We start from the raw sequence: 16,385 nt of genomic DNA, 5'->3' as shown, positions 1-16,385 counted from the left end.
TTCTTTATTTTTTAATTCTAACAGCCGTCTCATATTTATCCTTCCAATACGTACTTGTTTTCATATTGGTAATGACAACGCCATTTGAAACCGTCACATGAATGACTTGATTTGAACCAGCATAAATGGCTGGCATCAACGAAGTCCCTTTAAAAAAGACAAGATCTCCTGGCTTTAGTTCCGATCGTTTCACAGGTGTACCTGCTTTAACTTGTCCCTGCGCATAGCGAGGCATCTCAATTCCAAGCACTTCTTGATAGATATACTGCGTGAATCCTGCTGTATCAAAGCCTTGCTTTGGGCTCGCACCACCTTTTACATAGGGTACTTCTCCAATATACGTAGCGGCTTTTGATACGACTGGGTCTTCTTTCGCTAGTTTCAGCTCAGTTAATCGTTTCGCACCTGTCCATTTCTCACGCCAATACGATTCAGACAAATAAGAAATCGTCACACTTTCCGAACGGCTCGCATGAATAAAGCGGTCTCCTCCGATGTACATGCCTACATGTGAAATTCCTTTTTTATACGTGTTGCTAAAAAAAACAAAATCTCCAGGGCGAATATCGTCTCGTGCCACTTTCTCTCCAACCATCCATTGCTGCTCAGCACTTCTTGGCAAATAAATCCCAAGTGATTTTTCAAATAAATATTGTAAAAAACCTGAACAATCGAATCCTACTTTTGGATCTGATGCCCCGAATACATAAGGGATTCCTAAATATTTCATCGCATCTTTCACCAGTTGATCATCCGACATCTCTTGGGAGACAGGCAGCCGTTTGACCGCATAGAACCGATCGGTCCAATATTTACTTTTGCTGACATCTGTTTTCACCACCCCTTGACTGAGTGTGATGTGGATCACCTGATCATTTCCAGCGTACAAAGCAACATGTGTTGGGATGTCTTTTGTTTCTTCAAGACTGCGAAAATAGACAAGGTCTCCGGGCTTCGCTTTTTCCCATGATACGCTTTCACCGATTTGGTATTGATCAATCACCTTTCGCGGCAAATCAAATGCACCTGTTGTTTTGTATACATATTGTATAAAGCCAGACGCATCAAAGCCCGTTTTCGGATTGATTCCTCCTTTATGATAAGGCGTGCCTATCAGCGTTTCCGCTTGTTTTAAAGGAGATGTTGTTTGAGCAGACACCTCTGTTTGGGACATAAACATGAGTCCTACAATGGCACATCCTCCAAGCAGTATTCCTTTCCATTTCATCCTCTCTTCCTCCTTTCTTTTATAGTTTCGACATGACCCCTTTCATTTTACACCTTTTTCCGTCAAAAAAGAGCACGCCTCGCGTGCTCTTTTCATCATCATTTCTTTATTTACTTGCTTCTGCTTTTGACTGCTTTTGCTGTTCGATTTTCTGCATTTCAACCGAGATCTTTTGTTTCTCATGATCGGTGAGGCTGTCACTAAATTTAAAAGCAGACATAAAGACAAAGACTAAAATTAACGCAACAAACGGCCAGCTTGCTTTAAGGAATTTCATTTTTTATCCTTCCCCTCGTTTTCTTTTAATGTTTGAACTTTATCAGAATGATCGACTTCAAAGAAAATATGTCCGTCTTTTTCTTTCCAATCCGCATTCGTGCCATTTGTCAGCATACGGATAATCGATTTTGATTCAAGAGATCCTGCTTTGACTGGAGCAGGTGTCGCTTCTTTGATGTACATTGGAACCACTTCAAATGTCGCTTTTCCATCTTCATTCAGATGATACTGAACAATGGCAGAATCACGTGTTCTTGACCAGCCTTGGTCAAAAATAAAGTTCCCCAAGCTATAGAAGATCGCTGTTCCGTTATAGACTTCCATCGGCTCAAGAACGTGCGGGTGTGCACCGATAATGATATCAGCACCAGCCTTTGACATCGCTCTTGCCAGCTCTCTTTGTCTGTCGTTTACTTCATTGTTATATTCCTGTCCCCAGTGCGCATGAACAACAACGATATCTGCCTTTTCAGCAGCTTGTGAAATCATCGGAATAAAGATAGATGGATCAGCTGGTAGAATACCTGCCTTGCGATTTGTTGCTTTAAAATCTTTTCCATATACATCTGTAAAACCAAGGGTAGCGATTTTAACGCCATTCACTTCTTTGTATGAAATGTTCTGCTTCGCATCATTGACGTTGCGCCCTGCCCCTGTATAATCCATGTCAGCTTTTTCAAAGGCATCGAGCGTGTTATTTAAGCCTTTTTCACCGTAGTCTGCTGCATGGTTATTCGCAAAGTTTAGTACAGAGAAATTCAAATCCTTTAACGCTTGTACAGAATCTTCATCTGTTTTCAAATGAATATTCTTTTGTGCTGCCTGTTCCTTATCTGAAGCCACTGGATGCTCAAAATTCCCTGTTACATAATCTGATACATCAAAAAACGGCTTCGCATAGCGGAACAGGTGCTGCTTTCCATAGCGGTCTGTTACTTTCTCTACATTTCTTCCAAACATAATATCTCCGACAAACGAAGCGGTCAGGATGTTTTCTGGATTCTTTTCTACAGTTGGTACTTGTGCTTTCCCGATAAATGTAAATAGAAATGTACAAGCAATGACAATCGGTAAAGCAATCAGTACATGTTTATTCGTCTTTTTCTTTTGGTTCTTTGTGATTTTCAGCAGCTTTTCCTGAAAGCTCAATTTTTTATTCATCATTGGACACACCTTATCTTAAAATAGATAGTAAACATACATGATGGCAAATGTTGCACCACTTAGAAGTAATGTGCTTCCAAGGGTAATCGTAAGACCTTGCTTTTGAATCGTATTCGCAATCAATCCAGGCACGATGATTCCGATTCCGCGGAATTCTGCTATTTCAAACGGAACCACTGGATAGAAGAAATCAAATATGAGCTTTAAGGCAATTCCTGTAATCAGCATCGCCGCAAACTTTCTGCGTCCGTACAAAATCATAAATTTCGATAGACCAAAACGAACGATCACATATGTCAGCAAGCTGACAGATAAAACAACTAAAATGAAGACTGGCTGGTTAAAGACGAGTGCCAGATAACCTGGAACAACCAACCCAGCTGGTACGATTCCTGTTTTTTCTGCAAAGATTAAACTGAGTAGAACACCTAAAATTAACGAGATATAAAGATCTGATCCGAACATTTTCTATATTTCCTCCTAGCTGACAAGCTGCTTAATTTTGTATTCTTGAATTTTTTCGATTAAAGGTTCAGCGGCGCCGTGAATATTGCCGACTCCATAAACCACTCGATTATGAAGCTTTTTCTCAAGCATGTTCATAATTTGTTCTGTAGATTGATATTCAAGGTTGTGTAAGTGGTCAGCCGGAATTTTTCCATCCTCAAATGCCTTCACAATTGGATCTGTCGTTTCACCAATTAAGACAAGATCACTTGCTTCAATATAAGGAAGTACATCCTCCGCAAACTGGATCGTTCTATCTACGCGATCCGCACGACAGTTCATGATAATAATCGGTTCATCTGTTGGATACCCAATTTCCTTCACACGCTTCCAAATGTTCAATGTAGATGCTGCGTCATTAGCCGCAAATCCATTTACAAAATGTCCAGGTGTTTTTGCGTCCATTAATGGAAGAATTCTCATCGCTCCTGGATCAGGCGGCGCATTTAACATGCCTCTAAATGCCGTATCTTCATCAATTCCCAATGCTTGTGCGACACCAAGTGCAAGTGAAGCATTATCCGGGAACACCATGTACTCAAATTTCCGTAAATACTCATCGGTAATCTTGGAATTATCTGCAACAATCACTTCAGTATTGCGCTTTTTCGCAATCTCTTTAAAGAAATCTGTATATTCACTATCCGTAATAACCAAGTGCCCATTGTAAGGAATTGTCGCTGTAAAGGCTTCAGCTATTTCATCAAGAGTTGGTCCCATCACATCCATATGATCTTCAAGAACGTTTACGATCACGCCAATATTCGCTTGAAGCAGCTCTTCCTGAAAGATAATTTGGTAATCTGGATTCACCGCCATACATTCACTGACGATGGCATTTGCTCCTCTTTCAACGGTTTCTCTCATAACTTCTTTCTGCTCTCCGATATTTGGTCCTTGCGGTTTCCTTTTAATCGGTTTCTCTTCTGGCGTATCCCAATAAATCATTCTTGCATCCGTTCCTGTTGTTTTGCCGACAGTTTTATAACCTGCCTCCATTAAGATACCGGTTGTCAATCTTGTAACGGTAGACTTTCCGCGTATACCATTAATATTGACGCGTACCGGCAGGGCATCGATATTTTTCTGATGACGCTTCTTTTCAATAAAGCCAATCCCTAACATGATGACACAGGCTATAACGATTAACCACATCGCTTATCTACATCTCCTTTTTTTATGAGTGTGATATGTAAATTCAATCAACAGTATATAGGTTCAGCATAAAATCACAATCGGTATTATGTAACATAATCTTTCACTTCCTCGTATGCCAAATTCCTCTAATCAGAAGGCGTATTTGCCTATCTCACGCTCAAATGAAAAGGCCAAAAGACGGACAAAATGACGACTGAATTTCTGCTTCAAACAAGAGAAAGCGTTACCATCATACAGTGGAAAATCTTTTGTCCTTTTCTCCCTAAATTTTTCGACAATTATTAAGATGTATTTTGAATCAATGTTTTAAAGCCCTCTCATCTCTATGAAATCAGTCATATCAGCGCTTTAAATGAATAGTGCGTGTTTTAGAATATTTTATATTTTTAAATGAACAGGTTAGAAAGTCATCCTCATTGGTCAGAACGCTATGTGTTGACCTATGACAAAGGTCACCTCTCAAAAAATCAAGTCATCTGCTTATTTTCAGGTCACAAAAAATTGGGATAAGATGTCAAAGATTAATCATTTTGTTATAGACTCTTTTTACGATATTCACTCCTTATGACCTAAACAATGAAACATTATTCATTTCTTTTTATCAAGATTCATCATTTCTTAACATTTTTAATGTGATTTTAGTTGAAAGTTGTCGGTGCGTGTCATGCTTTCCCTAAAGATGACGCATAAAATCATCTTCTCGGCTTACACTATGGTTAAAAAATCTGTGAGAGGAGGCTAAAGATGCCAAATACGAATGAACAAACACGCTTACACTTTTTATCAGGTGGTTTTGAGGAAAAGATTCGGATTCTGAAAAAAGCATTTCAGCAAAGCGCTGATTTTGAATACCGGGAATTGATGGTGAATGAAACGAAATCAGTGCTGTTTTTTATTAAAACAAGAGTGGATGAAAGTAAATTAAACAACTTCATTATTGGCAACTTGCTTGGCCCTCCTGGAAAACAGGACTATGCAAAATCTCTTAGTTCACTCGAAACAGGTGACTTGACGCTGATTGTCGACAGCATTATTGCCGGAAGTATTGCCTTCCTTGATGAAAAATCCGCACAGATTAAAATATTTGCTGTCGGGCAGCCGCCACTGCGTTCCATTTCTGAACCTTCTTCTGAAAGTATTATTGCAGGCGCACATGATGGGTTTGTTGAGAGTTTAGATACCAATTTATATTTGCTGCGTTCACACTTAAATGATCGAAAACTTGCAATCCAGTATCATAAGGTCGGTACAAAATCTGAAACAAAGGTTGCGACGGTTTATATTTCTGATATTGCCAATCAAGAAAAGATAGATGAGGTTAACAAACGAATTTCTTCTATTAAAGTAGACACGCTGCTTAGCCCCGGTTCTATTGTAGAGGCGATTGAGGATGATTCGTATTCCATCTTCCCGCAGCTTATTGACACAGAACGACCTGACAAAGTGAGATCCGCCATTCTTGAAGGAAGAATTGTCGTCTTAATGGACGGCAGCCCAATGGCTATCATTCTGCCTATTACGTTCTTTAGCTTCTTTCAATCACCAGATGACTACAATAGTCGCTGGATTCCAGCTACGTTTATTCGTATTCTTCGTTATATTGCCTGTATCATCGCTGTGATTTTGCCTTCTTTTTATATAGCAGTCATCGGCTTTCATTATGAGGTAGTCCCGGATGAATTAGCGATTACGATGAAAAATTCCATTATCGGCATTCCTTTTCCGCCTTTAATAGAAGCTATGCTGATGGAGATTACGATTGAGCTCATACGCGAAGCTGGGGTGCGTCTGCCAAAGCCAATTGGACAGACCATTGGGATTGTAGGCGGTTTGGTCATTGGAGATGCGGTAGTAAAAGCTGGGCTCATTTCGAATGTTCTTATCGTTGTGGTCGCCGTGACCGCTGTTGCTTCCTTTGTTCTTCCTTCGTTTGAAATGACGTCTACCATCAGGATGCTGCGTTTTCCCCTCATGTTCATGGCATCGATGTTTGGGTTTATTGGCATTTCATTCGGCCTGTCGATCGTCCTGATGAATTTATGCCGCCTTGAATCACTAGGTGTCCCGTATTTATCTCCAGTAGCTCCATTTAACTGGCAGGACTTAAAAGACACTGTGATTCGGTTACCGATGTGGATGTATAAAAAGCGCCCTGTTTACTTAAATCCAAAAAAGAAAGAGCAAATTGAAAATTTGAGAGGATGGAAAAATCAAGATGAAAAATAAAATATCTCCATCTCAAGCTGTCTTTTTTATCATTCAATCTCAAATTGGTGTCGGTATTTTAGCCCTGCCTCATTTGCTCATGAAAGATATGGGGCATGATGGCTGGATGGCTATCATTTTGGCATGTTTTTTTATCCAAATCATCAATACCATTTTTATATATATCATTCACAAATATCCTGAGACATCATTTTTCGAGGCGTTAATTGAGGTTTTTGGAAAATGGATTGGGCGAATCTTAGTGGCTCTTTATACAATTTATTTCGCCTCAGTCTGTATTGTCGTTCTATCTATTTTCACGAGAATTCTGGGTATATGGGTTTTACCACTTACACCCAATTGGGTCATCAACCTACTACTCATGATATCCATCCTTTACATCGCCAAGGAACAAATTACAGCGATTGTCAGATTCAACTTTATTCTTACTCCTTTTTTACTCTTGTTGTCTCTCATCATGCTGTATTCATTAAAAGGAACCAATATCGACTACCTTATGCCCTTTTTCCAAACGGACTTCTCTCAATTTCAGCTTGGATTGAAGGATGTTGTATTATCTATGAATGGATTTGAGATGATTCTGATCATTTCTCCACTGATGAAAGGCACCATTAAAGCGCGATACAAGGTCATGACCATTGCCAATATATGCACGACACTTTACTACCTATTTATCACAGTGATTTGTTTTATGTTCTTCAGCCCGATTGAGCTCAATATCATTCCAAATCCTGTTCTTTATCTGTTAAAAACCATTTCGTTCGGTGTGATTGAACGGACAGATTTAATTTTTCTTAGTTTCTGGGTATTTGTCATTTTAGCCACACTCAGTAACTATCTCTACTTCTGTGCAAATGGCGTAGCAAGTATTCTCAAGAAAAAAGACCACAAAAAATACGTCTTTTATTTTGCCATTTTGATCTATGCGGCTAGCTGTTACCTTGCAACCGATAATTTTAGAATTCAGCGTTTTAATGATTTTACCACCATCGCTCAATATTCATTTATTTACACACTCCCAATCTTTATGGCCATTATCATCTTTATCAAACATCGCAAAGGGAAGGTGAAATCACATGCGTCATAAGTACATACTGACGTTGCTCATGTGTGTTTCTCTCATATTCATGCCTGGCTGCTGGGATCAAAATTTATTAAAGAACATCTCTCTTGTGTTAACCTCCGCTGTTGATCAAGGAGAGGATGACAATGCGAAATACTCAATCACTTATCGAAAAGTGCAGCAGTCTCAAAGTATGGAGCAAGGAAATACTGGCAGCTTTTTAACCACTCTTCTCACAACGGAAGCACCTACTTTAAGAAAAGCAAGAACCAACTTCAGCCGGATAGTGGATCAAAAAATAGACATGTCGAAAATGCGGGTGATGCTGATCGGTGATGAATTTGCCCAAAATCGTCTTCTGCCCTACTTAGATATGTTTTATCGTGATCCAAAAAGTCCCCTCCTCGCAAATCTTGCCGTTGTTCAAGGGGGGACCTGTGAAGAAGTGATTAACTCGCTGCTGAAGGAAAAACTCATTGTGAGTGACTATTTAAATAACTTAATCACAACCGCATCACGCTCCTCCCAAGTAGCACCTAAAAACATTCAAAGTATTCGATCTAAAATGCTCCAAACTGGAGAGGACTTCACACTGCCGTTAATCTATTTTGATCAATCGAAGAAATTAATCAGTGTAAAAGGTGTTGCACTATTTGATAATGAGAAAAAGAAAGGCGAGCTGTATGGTCAAGATGCGATCTTGCTCACCGTCATGGACGGAAAAATGGGCAAGTATGCCAACTTCACAAAAAAAGTGAGAAGCGATATGAAGTCTAAAGAAAACAATTACATCACCATCCAAGTCACTGATGTGAAGAGAGACATTGAGATTCTGAATCCTGATCATCGAAACTTAACATACTCACTCAAATTTGAATTTAATACTTCTGTCCTTGAGTACCCAAAAGATAATCTAGATACAGACAAAAAAATTGAAATGCTCAATAAAAGACTTTCAACCATCTTGACAAAAGAAGCAGAAAAAATTGTTGCTACATTACAAGAAGCAAATTCTGACGTCTTAAGCCTCGGCAGAAAATACCGGGTCAGACATTATGATGAGTATATGAAAATGAATTGGGTCACCGATTATCCAAAAGTGAAAATCATTCCAAAAATCAAAGTAAACATTACACAAACAGGCATTATTAGTTAAGAAAAGGAAGAAGTCATCTTTCTTTTCTTTTTTTATTTTTTTAAGATTGTCTTTTTAATGCTTTCGTGATAATCTATCTGTGTAAACGGTTACACATTGACGAAGGGAGGCACTCCATTGGCTACAATTAAAGATGTTGCAAAAGCTGCTCAAGTATCTGTTGCGACTGTTTCACGCGTGCTCAACGATACTGGATACGTCCATATTGATACGAAAACCCGTGTGACACAAGCGATGCAGGAGCTGAACTACTTCCCCAATGAAGTGGCACGATCCCTTTTTAAAAGAGAATCAAGATTAGTTGGTCTCATCTTACCTGATATCACAAACCCCTTCTTCCCTCAGCTGGCTAGAGGCGTTGAGGATGAGATTCATGCACACGGCTTTCGGTTATTATTCGGAAACAGTGATGAAGATCGGGAGAAGGAAATGGCCTATTTACAAACCTTTAAGCAAAACCAGGTGGTCGGTGTCATCGCTGTCACAAACGAACCTGAATCGGATTTGTACAATGATGATGAACTGCCTGTTGTCTTCTTAGATCGTACCGTTCCAAATGCGCCTTCTGTGTTTGCAGATGCTACGGCAGGCGGGAAAATGGCTGCAATGGAATTAATCAAACGCGGCAGTCAGCAGATCACATTGCTAAAAGGGCCCGCTCATCTTCAAACGGCGCGGCAAAGATTCAAAGGCGCACTTGATGTTCTGACTGAAGAAGGTGCTAACTTTCATGTGATGTCTAACGCTTCTTTTTCTTTTCAGGAAGCGCGAAAAAGCGCCAAGGCTCTTTTCAAGCTGTACCCTGAAACAGATGGCATCATTGCCAGCAATGACATCGTCGCAGCAGCCGTCGTACACGAAGCACTTCGAATTGGAAAAGCCATTCCAGAAGACGTCCAAATCATTGGATTTGATGATATTCCGCAAAGCGAACTGCTCTTCCCTTCTTTATCAACGATTCGGCAGCCTGCCTATGATATGGGGAAAGAAGCCGCAAAGCTGATCATTAAAGCCATTCAAAAACAGCCAATAGATCAAGCAGTTATTCAAATGCCCGTCTCTTTTATTGAACGAGAGACCACAAGAAAGGTGGATTCACAATGAGTCAAATAGTTGTCGTAGGAAGTTGTTCCATGGATTTAGTTGTTACATCGAATAAACGTCCTAGTGCAGGAGAAACCGTCCTAGGCGAATCATTTAAAACGGTCCCTGGGGGAAAAGGAGCCAATCAAGCAGTAGCAAGCGCAAGGCTCGGTGCAGATGTATATATGATCGGCCGAATTGGTGATGACGCGTATGGTCAGGACATTATGAGCAATTTGCAAGCACAAGGTGTTCGCACCACCTATATGAAACCGGTTACCGAAATGGAAAGCGGAACAGCTCATATCATTTTAGCTGAAGGAGATAACAGCATTGTTGTCGTCAAAGGAGCAAACAATGAGGTAACACCTCATTATGTAAAAGATGCTCTTTCTTCTATTGAAAATATCGGAATCGTCCTCATCCAGCAGGAAATTCCTGAAGAAACAGTCGAAGCCGTCTGCGCCATTTGCAGCGAAAAAGGGATTCCAGTCATCTTAAATCCCGCACCAGCTCGCAAAGTCTCTCAGCAAATATTAGATCAAGCTGCCTATATCACGCCAAACGAACACGAAGCAGCTCTTATGTTTGATGGACTCACCATAGCAGAAGCTTTGCGCCAATATCCAAACAAATTACTCATTACAGAAGGAAAAAATGGTGTTCGTTACTTTGATGGATCAAAAGAAGTGTTGGTACCGGGCTATCCTGTGAAAGCCGTCGACACTACAGGCGCTGGTGATACTTTTAACGGCGCTCTAGCTGTAGCACTGACAGAAGGAAAATCCCTATACGACGCACTTGCTTTTGCCAACTTAGCTGCGTCTATCTCAGTCACAAAATTTGGTGCCCAAGGCGGCATGCCAGCAAGAGAAGAATTGGAGAATAAGAAATGAAGAAAAATGGTATTTTAAATAGTCATATCGCCAAGGTGCTTGCTGACCTTGGTCATACAGATACGATTGTCATTGCAGACTGCGGCCTGCCCATTCCAGAAGGCCCGGTCAAAATCGACCTTGCATTATCCATCGGCACACCATCCTTTCAGGAGGTTACTTCCCTCCTTCTTGAGGAAATGGCCGTTGAACACATCACAATCGCCAGTGAAATCAAACAAGCCAATGAGAGAGATCATTTATTTCTAAAGAAAGCGTTCTCACATCCGTTAAATGAAGTCGATCACGAGACGTTCAAAGACATGACCAAACAGGCAAAAGCAGTGATTCGCACGGGTGAAGCCACCCCATACGCAAACTGCATTCTTCATGCCGGTGTCATCTTTTAAAAGGAGGAGCCACTTATGAACATTGAAATGCATAACATCCATAAGGCCTTTGGAAAAAACACCGTTCTCGCCGGGGTCTCCTTTGACCTCGTCACAGGTGAAGTCCACGCACTTATGGGTGAAAACGGGGCAGGAAAATCAACGTTAATGAATCTGCTGACAGGACTCTATTCACTGGATCAAGGAACGATTCAAATCGACGGAAAAGAAACCGCTTTCAAGAATCCGAAAGAAGCCGAGCAGAACGGGATTGCCTTCATTCATCAGGAACTGAATATATGGCCTGATATGACGGTACTCGAGAATTTATTTATCGGGAAAGAAATCTATACAAAACTTGGTCTCCTAGACACCAAGAAAATGAAAGCCCTCGCCCAAGCGCAGCTCGACCGATTATCTGTCAACCTATCTCTCGATCAAGAGGCAGGAAGCTGTTCTGTCGGCCAAAAGCAGATGATTGAGATTGCGAAAGCGTTAATGACCGATGCAAAGGTCATTATTATGGATGAACCAACAGCTGCTCTCACAGACCGTGAGATTGAAAAGCTATTTCAGGTCATTGAATCACTCAAAAAAGAAGGCGTTTCCATCGTCTACATTTCTCACCGGATGGAAGAAATCTTCGCCATCTGTGACCGAATAACCATCATGCGTGACGGGAAAACGGTCGATACGAAAGCGATACCGGACACGAATTTCCATGAAGTCGTCAAAAAAATGGTCGGCCGCGAATTAACCGATCGTTACCCTGAACGCACACCTTCTACTGGTGATACCGTCCTAGAAGTGAAGCAAGCAACGAGGAAAGGCCGCTTTCAAGATGTCAGTTTTTCCGTCAAAGCTGGAGAAATTGTCGGTGTTGCAGGCTTAATGGGCGCTGGCCGGACGGAAATGATGCGGTCGCTCTTTGGACTCGATCCCCTGGATCAAGGAGAAATTTGGGTTCATGGGAAAAAGGCTGTCATTAAAAAACCAAGTGATGCAGTCAAACTTGGCATCGGTTTTATCACGGAGGATCGTAAAGATGAAGGACTGATGCTGGATGCATCCATCCGGGAAAACATCGGCTTGCCTAACTTAGACAGCTTCTCTCCAAAGGGGCTGATCGATAAGAAAAACGAGCAGGACTTTGTTGACCTTCTCATCAAACGACTCACGATCAAAACCGCTTCATCTGAAATTTCTGCACGCAGCCTGTCCGGTGGAAATCAGCAAAAGGTCGTCATCGCCAAATGGATCGGCATTCAGCCGAAGGTGCTGATTTTAGATGAACCGACAAGAGGTGTCGACGTCGGGGCGAAACGAGAAATTTATCAGCTGATGAACGAGCTGACGGATCGAGGCGTTGCAATTTTGATGGTCTCCTCTGAGCTCCCAGAAGTTCTTGGGATGAGCGATCGAGTGCTTGTCATTCATGAAGGAACCATCAGCGGAGAATTAAGTAAAACAGAAGCTACACAAGAACGAATTATGACACTAGCTACAGGAGGGAAGTAACATGAAACCACTTACTTCAAATGGACGATTTGACAACATCATGCAAAAGCTTGGGCCATTCTTAGGACTCATCATCCTTGTTGCCATTGTTTCTATTTTAAATCCGGCCTTTTTAGAACCATTAAACATTTTAAACTTACTCAGACAAATCTCCATTAACGCCCTCATTGCCTTTGGCATGACGTTTGTTATTTTAACCGGAGGAATTGATTTGTCTGTCGGTGCCATTCTAGCGCTGTCTAGTGCTCTGACTGCCGGCTTTATTGTATCTGGTTTGGACCCGATTCTTGCCATCATTGTTGGATGTATCATCGGTGCCATCCTTGGAATGATCAACGGTCTTTTAATCACAAAAGGAAAAATGGCTCCTTTTATCGCAACACTTGCGACGATGACGATTTTCAGAGGATTGACGCTTGTTTATACAGACGGAAACCCAATTACAGGGCTTGGCTCTAACTATGCATTTCAGCTATTTGGCCGTGGATATTTCTTAGGCATTCCTGTTCCAGCGATCACCATGCTTCTCACCTTTATCGTTCTTTGGGTCTTGCTTCATAAAACACCTTTTGGCAGAAGAACGTATGCCATTGGCGGAAATGAAAAAGCAGCCCTCATCTCAGGTATTAAAGTACCACGCGTCAAAATCATGATTTACTCATTAGCCGGCTTTATGTCTGCTTTAGCAGGTGCGATCTTAACATCTCGTCTCAACTCAGCCCAGCCAACAGCTGGTACGTCGTATGAACTTGATGCAATTGCTGCCGTTGTACTTGGCGGGACAAGCCTATCCGGCGGAAGAGGGCGAATTGTCGGCACACTCATCGGGGTACTCATTATCGGGGTCTTGAACAATGGTATGAACTTACTTGGTGTTTCATCATTCTATCAGTCTGTTGTGAAAGGGATTGTCATCTTGATTGCAGTCCTACTCGACAGAAAGAAATCTGCTTAAGGAGGCAGCTGCTATGAAAAAATATGTAATCCTGATCGTGACTCTCTCATTATTCATGCTTTCTGCCTGCTCGCTTGAACCGCCAGAGTGGGCCAAATCAACAAAGGATGGCAAGAAAAAAGACATGAAAATCGGACTGTCGATCTCGACTTTAAATAACCCATTCTTCGTTTCTCTTAAAAACGGCGTGACAAAAGAAGCGAAAAAGCTTGGCATTGAAGTTGTCATTGCCGATGCACAAAATGATTCAGCCAAACAAACAAGTGATGTAGAAGATTTAATTCAACAAGGGGTCGATGCATTACTCATTAACCCAGCCGATTCCTCTGCCATATCAACGGCTGTCGAATCTGCGAATGCTTCAGACATACCGGTCATCACATTAGACCGCTCGGCAGAAAGCGGAAAGGTTGAAGCGCTTGTTGCTTCTGATAACATCAAAGGCGGCGAAATGGCAGCTAACTTTATTATCGACAAAGTCGGTAAAGGAGCAAAAGTGGCTGAACTGGAAGGTGTACCAGGTGCTTCTGCGACACGTGAACGAGGAAAAGGTTTCCATCAAATTGCAGACAAAAAGTTAGATGTCACAGCAAAACAAGCCGCTGACTTCGACCGGACAAAAGGGCTCAACGTGATGGAAAACCTTCTTCAAGGAAACCCTGACATCAAAGCCGTTTTTGCCCACAACGATGAAATGGCACTTGGCGCACTAGAGGCCATCCAAAGCTCTGGAAAAGACATTCTTGTCGTCGGTTTCGATGGTAATGAAGATGCACTCAACTCGATCAAAGCAGGAAAACTATCTGCAACAGTCGCGCAGCAGCCAGAGCTGATCGGTCAACTGGCAGTCGGTGCTGCTGACGATGTATTAAAAGGAAAAAAGGTAGAAAAAAATATCGCCGCACCATTGAAACTAGAACAAAAGAAATAAACACTAAACCCCCGATAGCCTCGGGGGTTTAGATTGTAGACAAAGTGCTGAAATGAACTTTATTTTAGCCCTTTGTCTTCTTTTCAGCGTGATAGAAAACCTTTGCAGTCTAGGAAGGACGAGCACCGGAGCAGAGCGAATTGACATTCGTGAGCACCGAAGCGCAGGACTGACAAAGAATGCGAGGGTTTGTCTACACGCTGGACCCCCGATAGCCTCGGGGGTTTTAGATGTTATTCCGGTCTCTTCAGTACAAATGGCGTACCTAAATGGGCATAATCATTCCCCGCTAAACGCGCAACTGGCTTTAATTCATTCGTAAAAATATATCCTTTTTCCGAATCATAGACGGATTCATCTAAATGCGCACACACCACCCGGCCAATGATATGATCGACTGTGATCTCCCCTTCATCATTTTGAAAGGTCAGATGTTTTTCCAGCTGACATTCAAAGCGAATGCGTGCTTCCTTGATTCCTGGCACTGACACCACGCTGCTCTTCACTTGATGAAGACCGGTACGAGTCAGCTCACTCTCTTCCTCTGGCAATGTAGCAGCTGTTTCATTAATATCTTCAATCATCGCTTCATCACTCACATGGACAACAAATTCTTCCCTGTCGATGATATGTTTTGCTGTATCTTTCATCTCTCCTTGACGACGTCCAATAGAAACAGCGATCAGCGGAGGATGGCCGCTAATGACATTAAAGAAACTAAATGGTGCAGCATTGACGACTTCTTCTTTAGAAAGGCTTGTAATAAATGCAATGGGTCTTGGAACGACGGAACCAGATAATACTTTATATGCTTCTTTTCGTGACAACTGATCCATTTGTAATGTAATCACTTCAGACATGCCTCCTCTTGTATGTAACGACATCATACCATACCCCGTTCTCTCTTCCCTTATTCCGGCTCAGCACGATGGAGAATATGATGGACAAGATGAAACAATGCGGGATTATGATTTTCTCGTCTATAAGAAATGGTCCATTCTGCGAGTAGCTGCTCACCTTCAATTGACCGATACACCACATCTAAATTAAATAAACGCCGGGCCGATGTTGGAATGATAGCAATTCCGATTCCCGCTGTGACAAGACCAATGACCATTTGATATTCTGCTGCTTCCTGCACGATATTAGGTGAAAATCCATACTTTTCACAAAGTAGGACAAAATGCTGATAAAGGGACGGCCATGATTCCTTTGATAAAGAAATAATCGGCTCATCACGAATATCTTCAATCGTGACCGCTTCTTTTTCCGCCAGCGGATGGTTTTTCGGAATCGCAAAAATACATTCACTTTGCTTCATTAAACGACTGACCAATTCTTCTTGCGGTGATGTAGGATGCAAAAAACCAATATCAATCTCACCATTCAAAAGCGCCTCAAGCTGCTGCGGGACAGAGAGCTGTTGCAGCTCAATACTGACAGAGGGGTACCGCTCTCTGAATTCACGGACAACTGGCGGCAGAATATCATATGTCGCTGTACCAACGAAACCGATGATAATCTTCCCAAGCTCCCCTCTTGCCGTATGCCGGGCATGATCAACGGCTTTATCAAGCTGATGCAGCACCCCCCGGACCTCATGTAAAAAAACCTTTCCAGCAGCTGTTAACTCCACCACCCGTTTAGACCGGTGAAACAAAGGAAATCCCAATTCTTCCTCAAACTGCTTAATTTGCTGACTAAGTGGAGGCTGTGTCATGTTCAATCGTGCGGCCGCTCTGCCGAAATGCAGCTCCTCCGCGACTGTGACAAAATACTGCAAATGTCTCAGTTCCATCCTTTCACTCCTCAAACACTTATTCGTGAAACATATTAAAACTACGTTAAACATA

General features: G+C 41.8%; 16 protein-coding genes. 9 read left to right on the top strand and 7 right to left on the bottom strand.

Features of this window, described 5'->3' with window-relative positions:
* Nucleotides 1-4 precede the first annotated feature (4 nt).
* The 5 genes from ASG46_RS09200 to pgsB all read right to left on the bottom strand — a co-directional run bounded on the left by ASG46_RS09200 (nucleotide 5) and on the right by pgsB (nucleotide 4,333).
* Nucleotides 5-1,228 (bottom strand): C40 family peptidase, encoded by a 1,224-nt coding sequence (locus ASG46_RS09200; RefSeq protein ID WP_056704247.1) that lies wholly within the window; start codon nucleotides 1,226-1,228, stop codon nucleotides 5-7.
* 106 nt (nucleotides 1,229-1,334) lie between these two features.
* Complete coding sequence (locus ASG46_RS21095; protein ID WP_008343253.1) at nucleotides 1,335-1,505, bottom strand: hypothetical protein; 171 nt, start codon at nucleotides 1,503-1,505, stop codon at nucleotides 1,335-1,337.
* Nucleotides 1,502-2,668 (bottom strand): CapA family protein, encoded by a 1,167-nt coding sequence (locus tag ASG46_RS09195; protein ID WP_056704245.1) that lies wholly within the window; start codon nucleotides 2,666-2,668, stop codon nucleotides 1,502-1,504. Before ASG46_RS09195 ends, ASG46_RS21095 begins: the two co-directional genes overlap by 4 nt.
* Nucleotides 2,669-2,686: 18 nt before the next feature.
* Complete coding sequence (gene pgsC, locus ASG46_RS09190; RefSeq protein WP_007497520.1) at nucleotides 2,687-3,136, bottom strand: poly-gamma-glutamate biosynthesis protein PgsC; 450 nt, start codon at nucleotides 3,134-3,136, stop codon at nucleotides 2,687-2,689.
* 15 nt (nucleotides 3,137-3,151) lie between these two features.
* Complete coding sequence (pgsB, locus tag ASG46_RS09185; RefSeq protein WP_007497522.1) at nucleotides 3,152-4,333, bottom strand: poly-gamma-glutamate synthase PgsB; 1,182 nt, start codon at nucleotides 4,331-4,333, stop codon at nucleotides 3,152-3,154.
* Nucleotides 4,334-5,080: 747 nt separating this feature from the next.
* Between pgsB and ASG46_RS09180 the strand changes: the two genes are divergently transcribed.
* The 9 genes from ASG46_RS09180 to rbsB all read left to right on the top strand — a co-directional run bounded on the left by ASG46_RS09180 (nucleotide 5,081) and on the right by rbsB (nucleotide 14,532).
* Nucleotides 5,081-6,562 carry a spore germination protein gene (locus tag ASG46_RS09180; protein WP_045033954.1) on the top strand — a complete coding sequence of 494 codons (1,482 nt, stop codon included), beginning with the start codon at nucleotides 5,081-5,083 and terminating at the stop codon, nucleotides 6,560-6,562.
* Nucleotides 6,552-7,649 carry a GerAB/ArcD/ProY family transporter gene (locus tag ASG46_RS09175; protein WP_056704243.1) on the top strand — a complete coding sequence of 366 codons (1,098 nt, stop codon included), beginning with the start codon at nucleotides 6,552-6,554 and terminating at the stop codon, nucleotides 7,647-7,649. Before ASG46_RS09180 ends, ASG46_RS09175 begins: the two co-directional genes overlap by 11 nt.
* Complete coding sequence (locus ASG46_RS09170) at nucleotides 7,639-8,781, top strand: Ger(x)C family spore germination protein (RefSeq protein WP_035389743.1); 1,143 nt, start codon at nucleotides 7,639-7,641, stop codon at nucleotides 8,779-8,781. The genes ASG46_RS09175 and ASG46_RS09170 overlap by 11 nt, the downstream gene beginning before the upstream one ends.
* Nucleotides 8,782-8,898: 117 nt before the next feature.
* A complete protein-coding gene (locus ASG46_RS09165) occupies nucleotides 8,899-9,885 on the top strand; it encodes a LacI family DNA-binding transcriptional regulator (protein WP_007497527.1) in 987 nt (328 codons plus the stop codon).
* Nucleotides 9,882-10,760 carry a ribokinase gene (gene rbsK, locus ASG46_RS09160; RefSeq protein WP_035389745.1) on the top strand — a complete coding sequence of 293 codons (879 nt, stop codon included), beginning with the start codon at nucleotides 9,882-9,884 and terminating at the stop codon, nucleotides 10,758-10,760. Before ASG46_RS09165 ends, rbsK begins: the two co-directional genes overlap by 4 nt.
* Nucleotides 10,757-11,149, top strand: coding sequence for a D-ribose pyranase (rbsD, locus tag ASG46_RS09155; protein WP_007497529.1), 393 nt, complete (start codon nucleotides 10,757-10,759; stop codon nucleotides 11,147-11,149). The genes rbsK and rbsD overlap by 4 nt, the downstream gene beginning before the upstream one ends.
* Before the next feature lie 15 nt (nucleotides 11,150-11,164).
* Nucleotides 11,165-12,646 (top strand): sugar ABC transporter ATP-binding protein, encoded by a 1,482-nt coding sequence (locus ASG46_RS09150; protein WP_039165335.1) that lies wholly within the window; start codon nucleotides 11,165-11,167, stop codon nucleotides 12,644-12,646.
* Between the two features lies 1 nt (nucleotide 12,647).
* Nucleotides 12,648-13,601 carry a ribose ABC transporter permease RbsC gene (gene rbsC / locus ASG46_RS09145; RefSeq protein ID WP_007497532.1) on the top strand — a complete coding sequence of 318 codons (954 nt, stop codon included), beginning with the start codon at nucleotides 12,648-12,650 and terminating at the stop codon, nucleotides 13,599-13,601.
* Nucleotides 13,602-13,614: 13 nt separating this feature from the next.
* Complete coding sequence (gene rbsB / locus ASG46_RS09140) at nucleotides 13,615-14,532, top strand: ribose ABC transporter substrate-binding protein RbsB (protein ID WP_024718716.1); 918 nt, start codon at nucleotides 13,615-13,617, stop codon at nucleotides 14,530-14,532.
* 233 nt (nucleotides 14,533-14,765) lie between these two features.
* Here rbsB and ASG46_RS09135 read toward each other — a convergent pair whose 3' ends face one another.
* Together ASG46_RS09135 and alsR are read right to left on the bottom strand one after the other, a co-directional pair.
* The gene (locus tag ASG46_RS09135) at nucleotides 14,766-15,383 is read right to left on the bottom strand and encodes a flavin reductase family protein (protein ID WP_197025612.1); all 618 of its coding nucleotides are present in this window, start codon (nucleotides 15,381-15,383) and stop codon (nucleotides 14,766-14,768) included.
* A 59-nt stretch (nucleotides 15,384-15,442) separates the two neighbouring features.
* Nucleotides 15,443-16,330: an acetoin biosynthesis transcriptional regulator AlsR gene (alsR, locus tag ASG46_RS09130; RefSeq protein ID WP_039962952.1), complete on the bottom strand. Its 888-nt coding sequence runs from the start codon at nucleotides 16,328-16,330 to the stop codon at nucleotides 15,443-15,445.
* Nucleotides 16,331-16,385: the final 55 nt, after the last annotated feature.

Origin of the sequence: Bacillus sp. Leaf49 (genome assembly GCF_001426125.1) — a bacterium.
GTDB classification, from domain to species: domain Bacteria; phylum Bacillota; class Bacilli; order Bacillales; family Bacillaceae; genus Bacillus; species Bacillus altitudinis.
Note: the sequence above shows the minus strand (reverse complement) of the source record. Positions and strands in the feature narration are given on the sequence as shown.

Coding starts and splice junctions, on each gene's coding strand:
- ASG46_RS09170 (WP_035389743.1), top strand. CDS start 7,639: ATGCGTCATAAGTACATACTGACGTTGCTCATGTGTGTTTCTCTCATA.
- pgsB (WP_007497522.1), bottom strand. CDS start 4,333: ATGTGGTTAATCGTTATAGCCTGTGTCATCATGTTAGGGATTGGCTTT.
- ASG46_RS21095 (WP_008343253.1), bottom strand. CDS start 1,505: ATGAAATTCCTTAAAGCAAGCTGGCCGTTTGTTGCGTTAATTTTAGTC.
- rbsD (WP_007497529.1), top strand. CDS start 10,757: ATGAAGAAAAATGGTATTTTAAATAGTCATATCGCCAAGGTGCTTGCT.
- ASG46_RS09180 (WP_045033954.1), top strand. CDS start 5,081: ATGCCAAATACGAATGAACAAACACGCTTACACTTTTTATCAGGTGGT.
- rbsC (WP_007497532.1), top strand. CDS start 12,648: ATGAAACCACTTACTTCAAATGGACGATTTGACAACATCATGCAAAAG.
- pgsC (WP_007497520.1), bottom strand. CDS start 3,136: ATGTTCGGATCAGATCTTTATATCTCGTTAATTTTAGGTGTTCTACTC.
- ASG46_RS09150 (WP_039165335.1), top strand. CDS start 11,165: ATGAACATTGAAATGCATAACATCCATAAGGCCTTTGGAAAAAACACC.
- rbsK (WP_035389745.1), top strand. CDS start 9,882: ATGAGTCAAATAGTTGTCGTAGGAAGTTGTTCCATGGATTTAGTTGTT.
- rbsB (WP_024718716.1), top strand. CDS start 13,615: ATGAAAAAATATGTAATCCTGATCGTGACTCTCTCATTATTCATGCTT.
- ASG46_RS09200 (WP_056704247.1), bottom strand. CDS start 1,228: ATGAAATGGAAAGGAATACTGCTTGGAGGATGTGCCATTGTAGGACTC.
- ASG46_RS09175 (WP_056704243.1), top strand. CDS start 6,552: ATGAAAAATAAAATATCTCCATCTCAAGCTGTCTTTTTTATCATTCAA.
- ASG46_RS09195 (WP_056704245.1), bottom strand. CDS start 2,668: ATGAATAAAAAATTGAGCTTTCAGGAAAAGCTGCTGAAAATCACAAAG.
- alsR (WP_039962952.1), bottom strand. CDS start 16,330: ATGGAACTGAGACATTTGCAGTATTTTGTCACAGTCGCGGAGGAGCTG.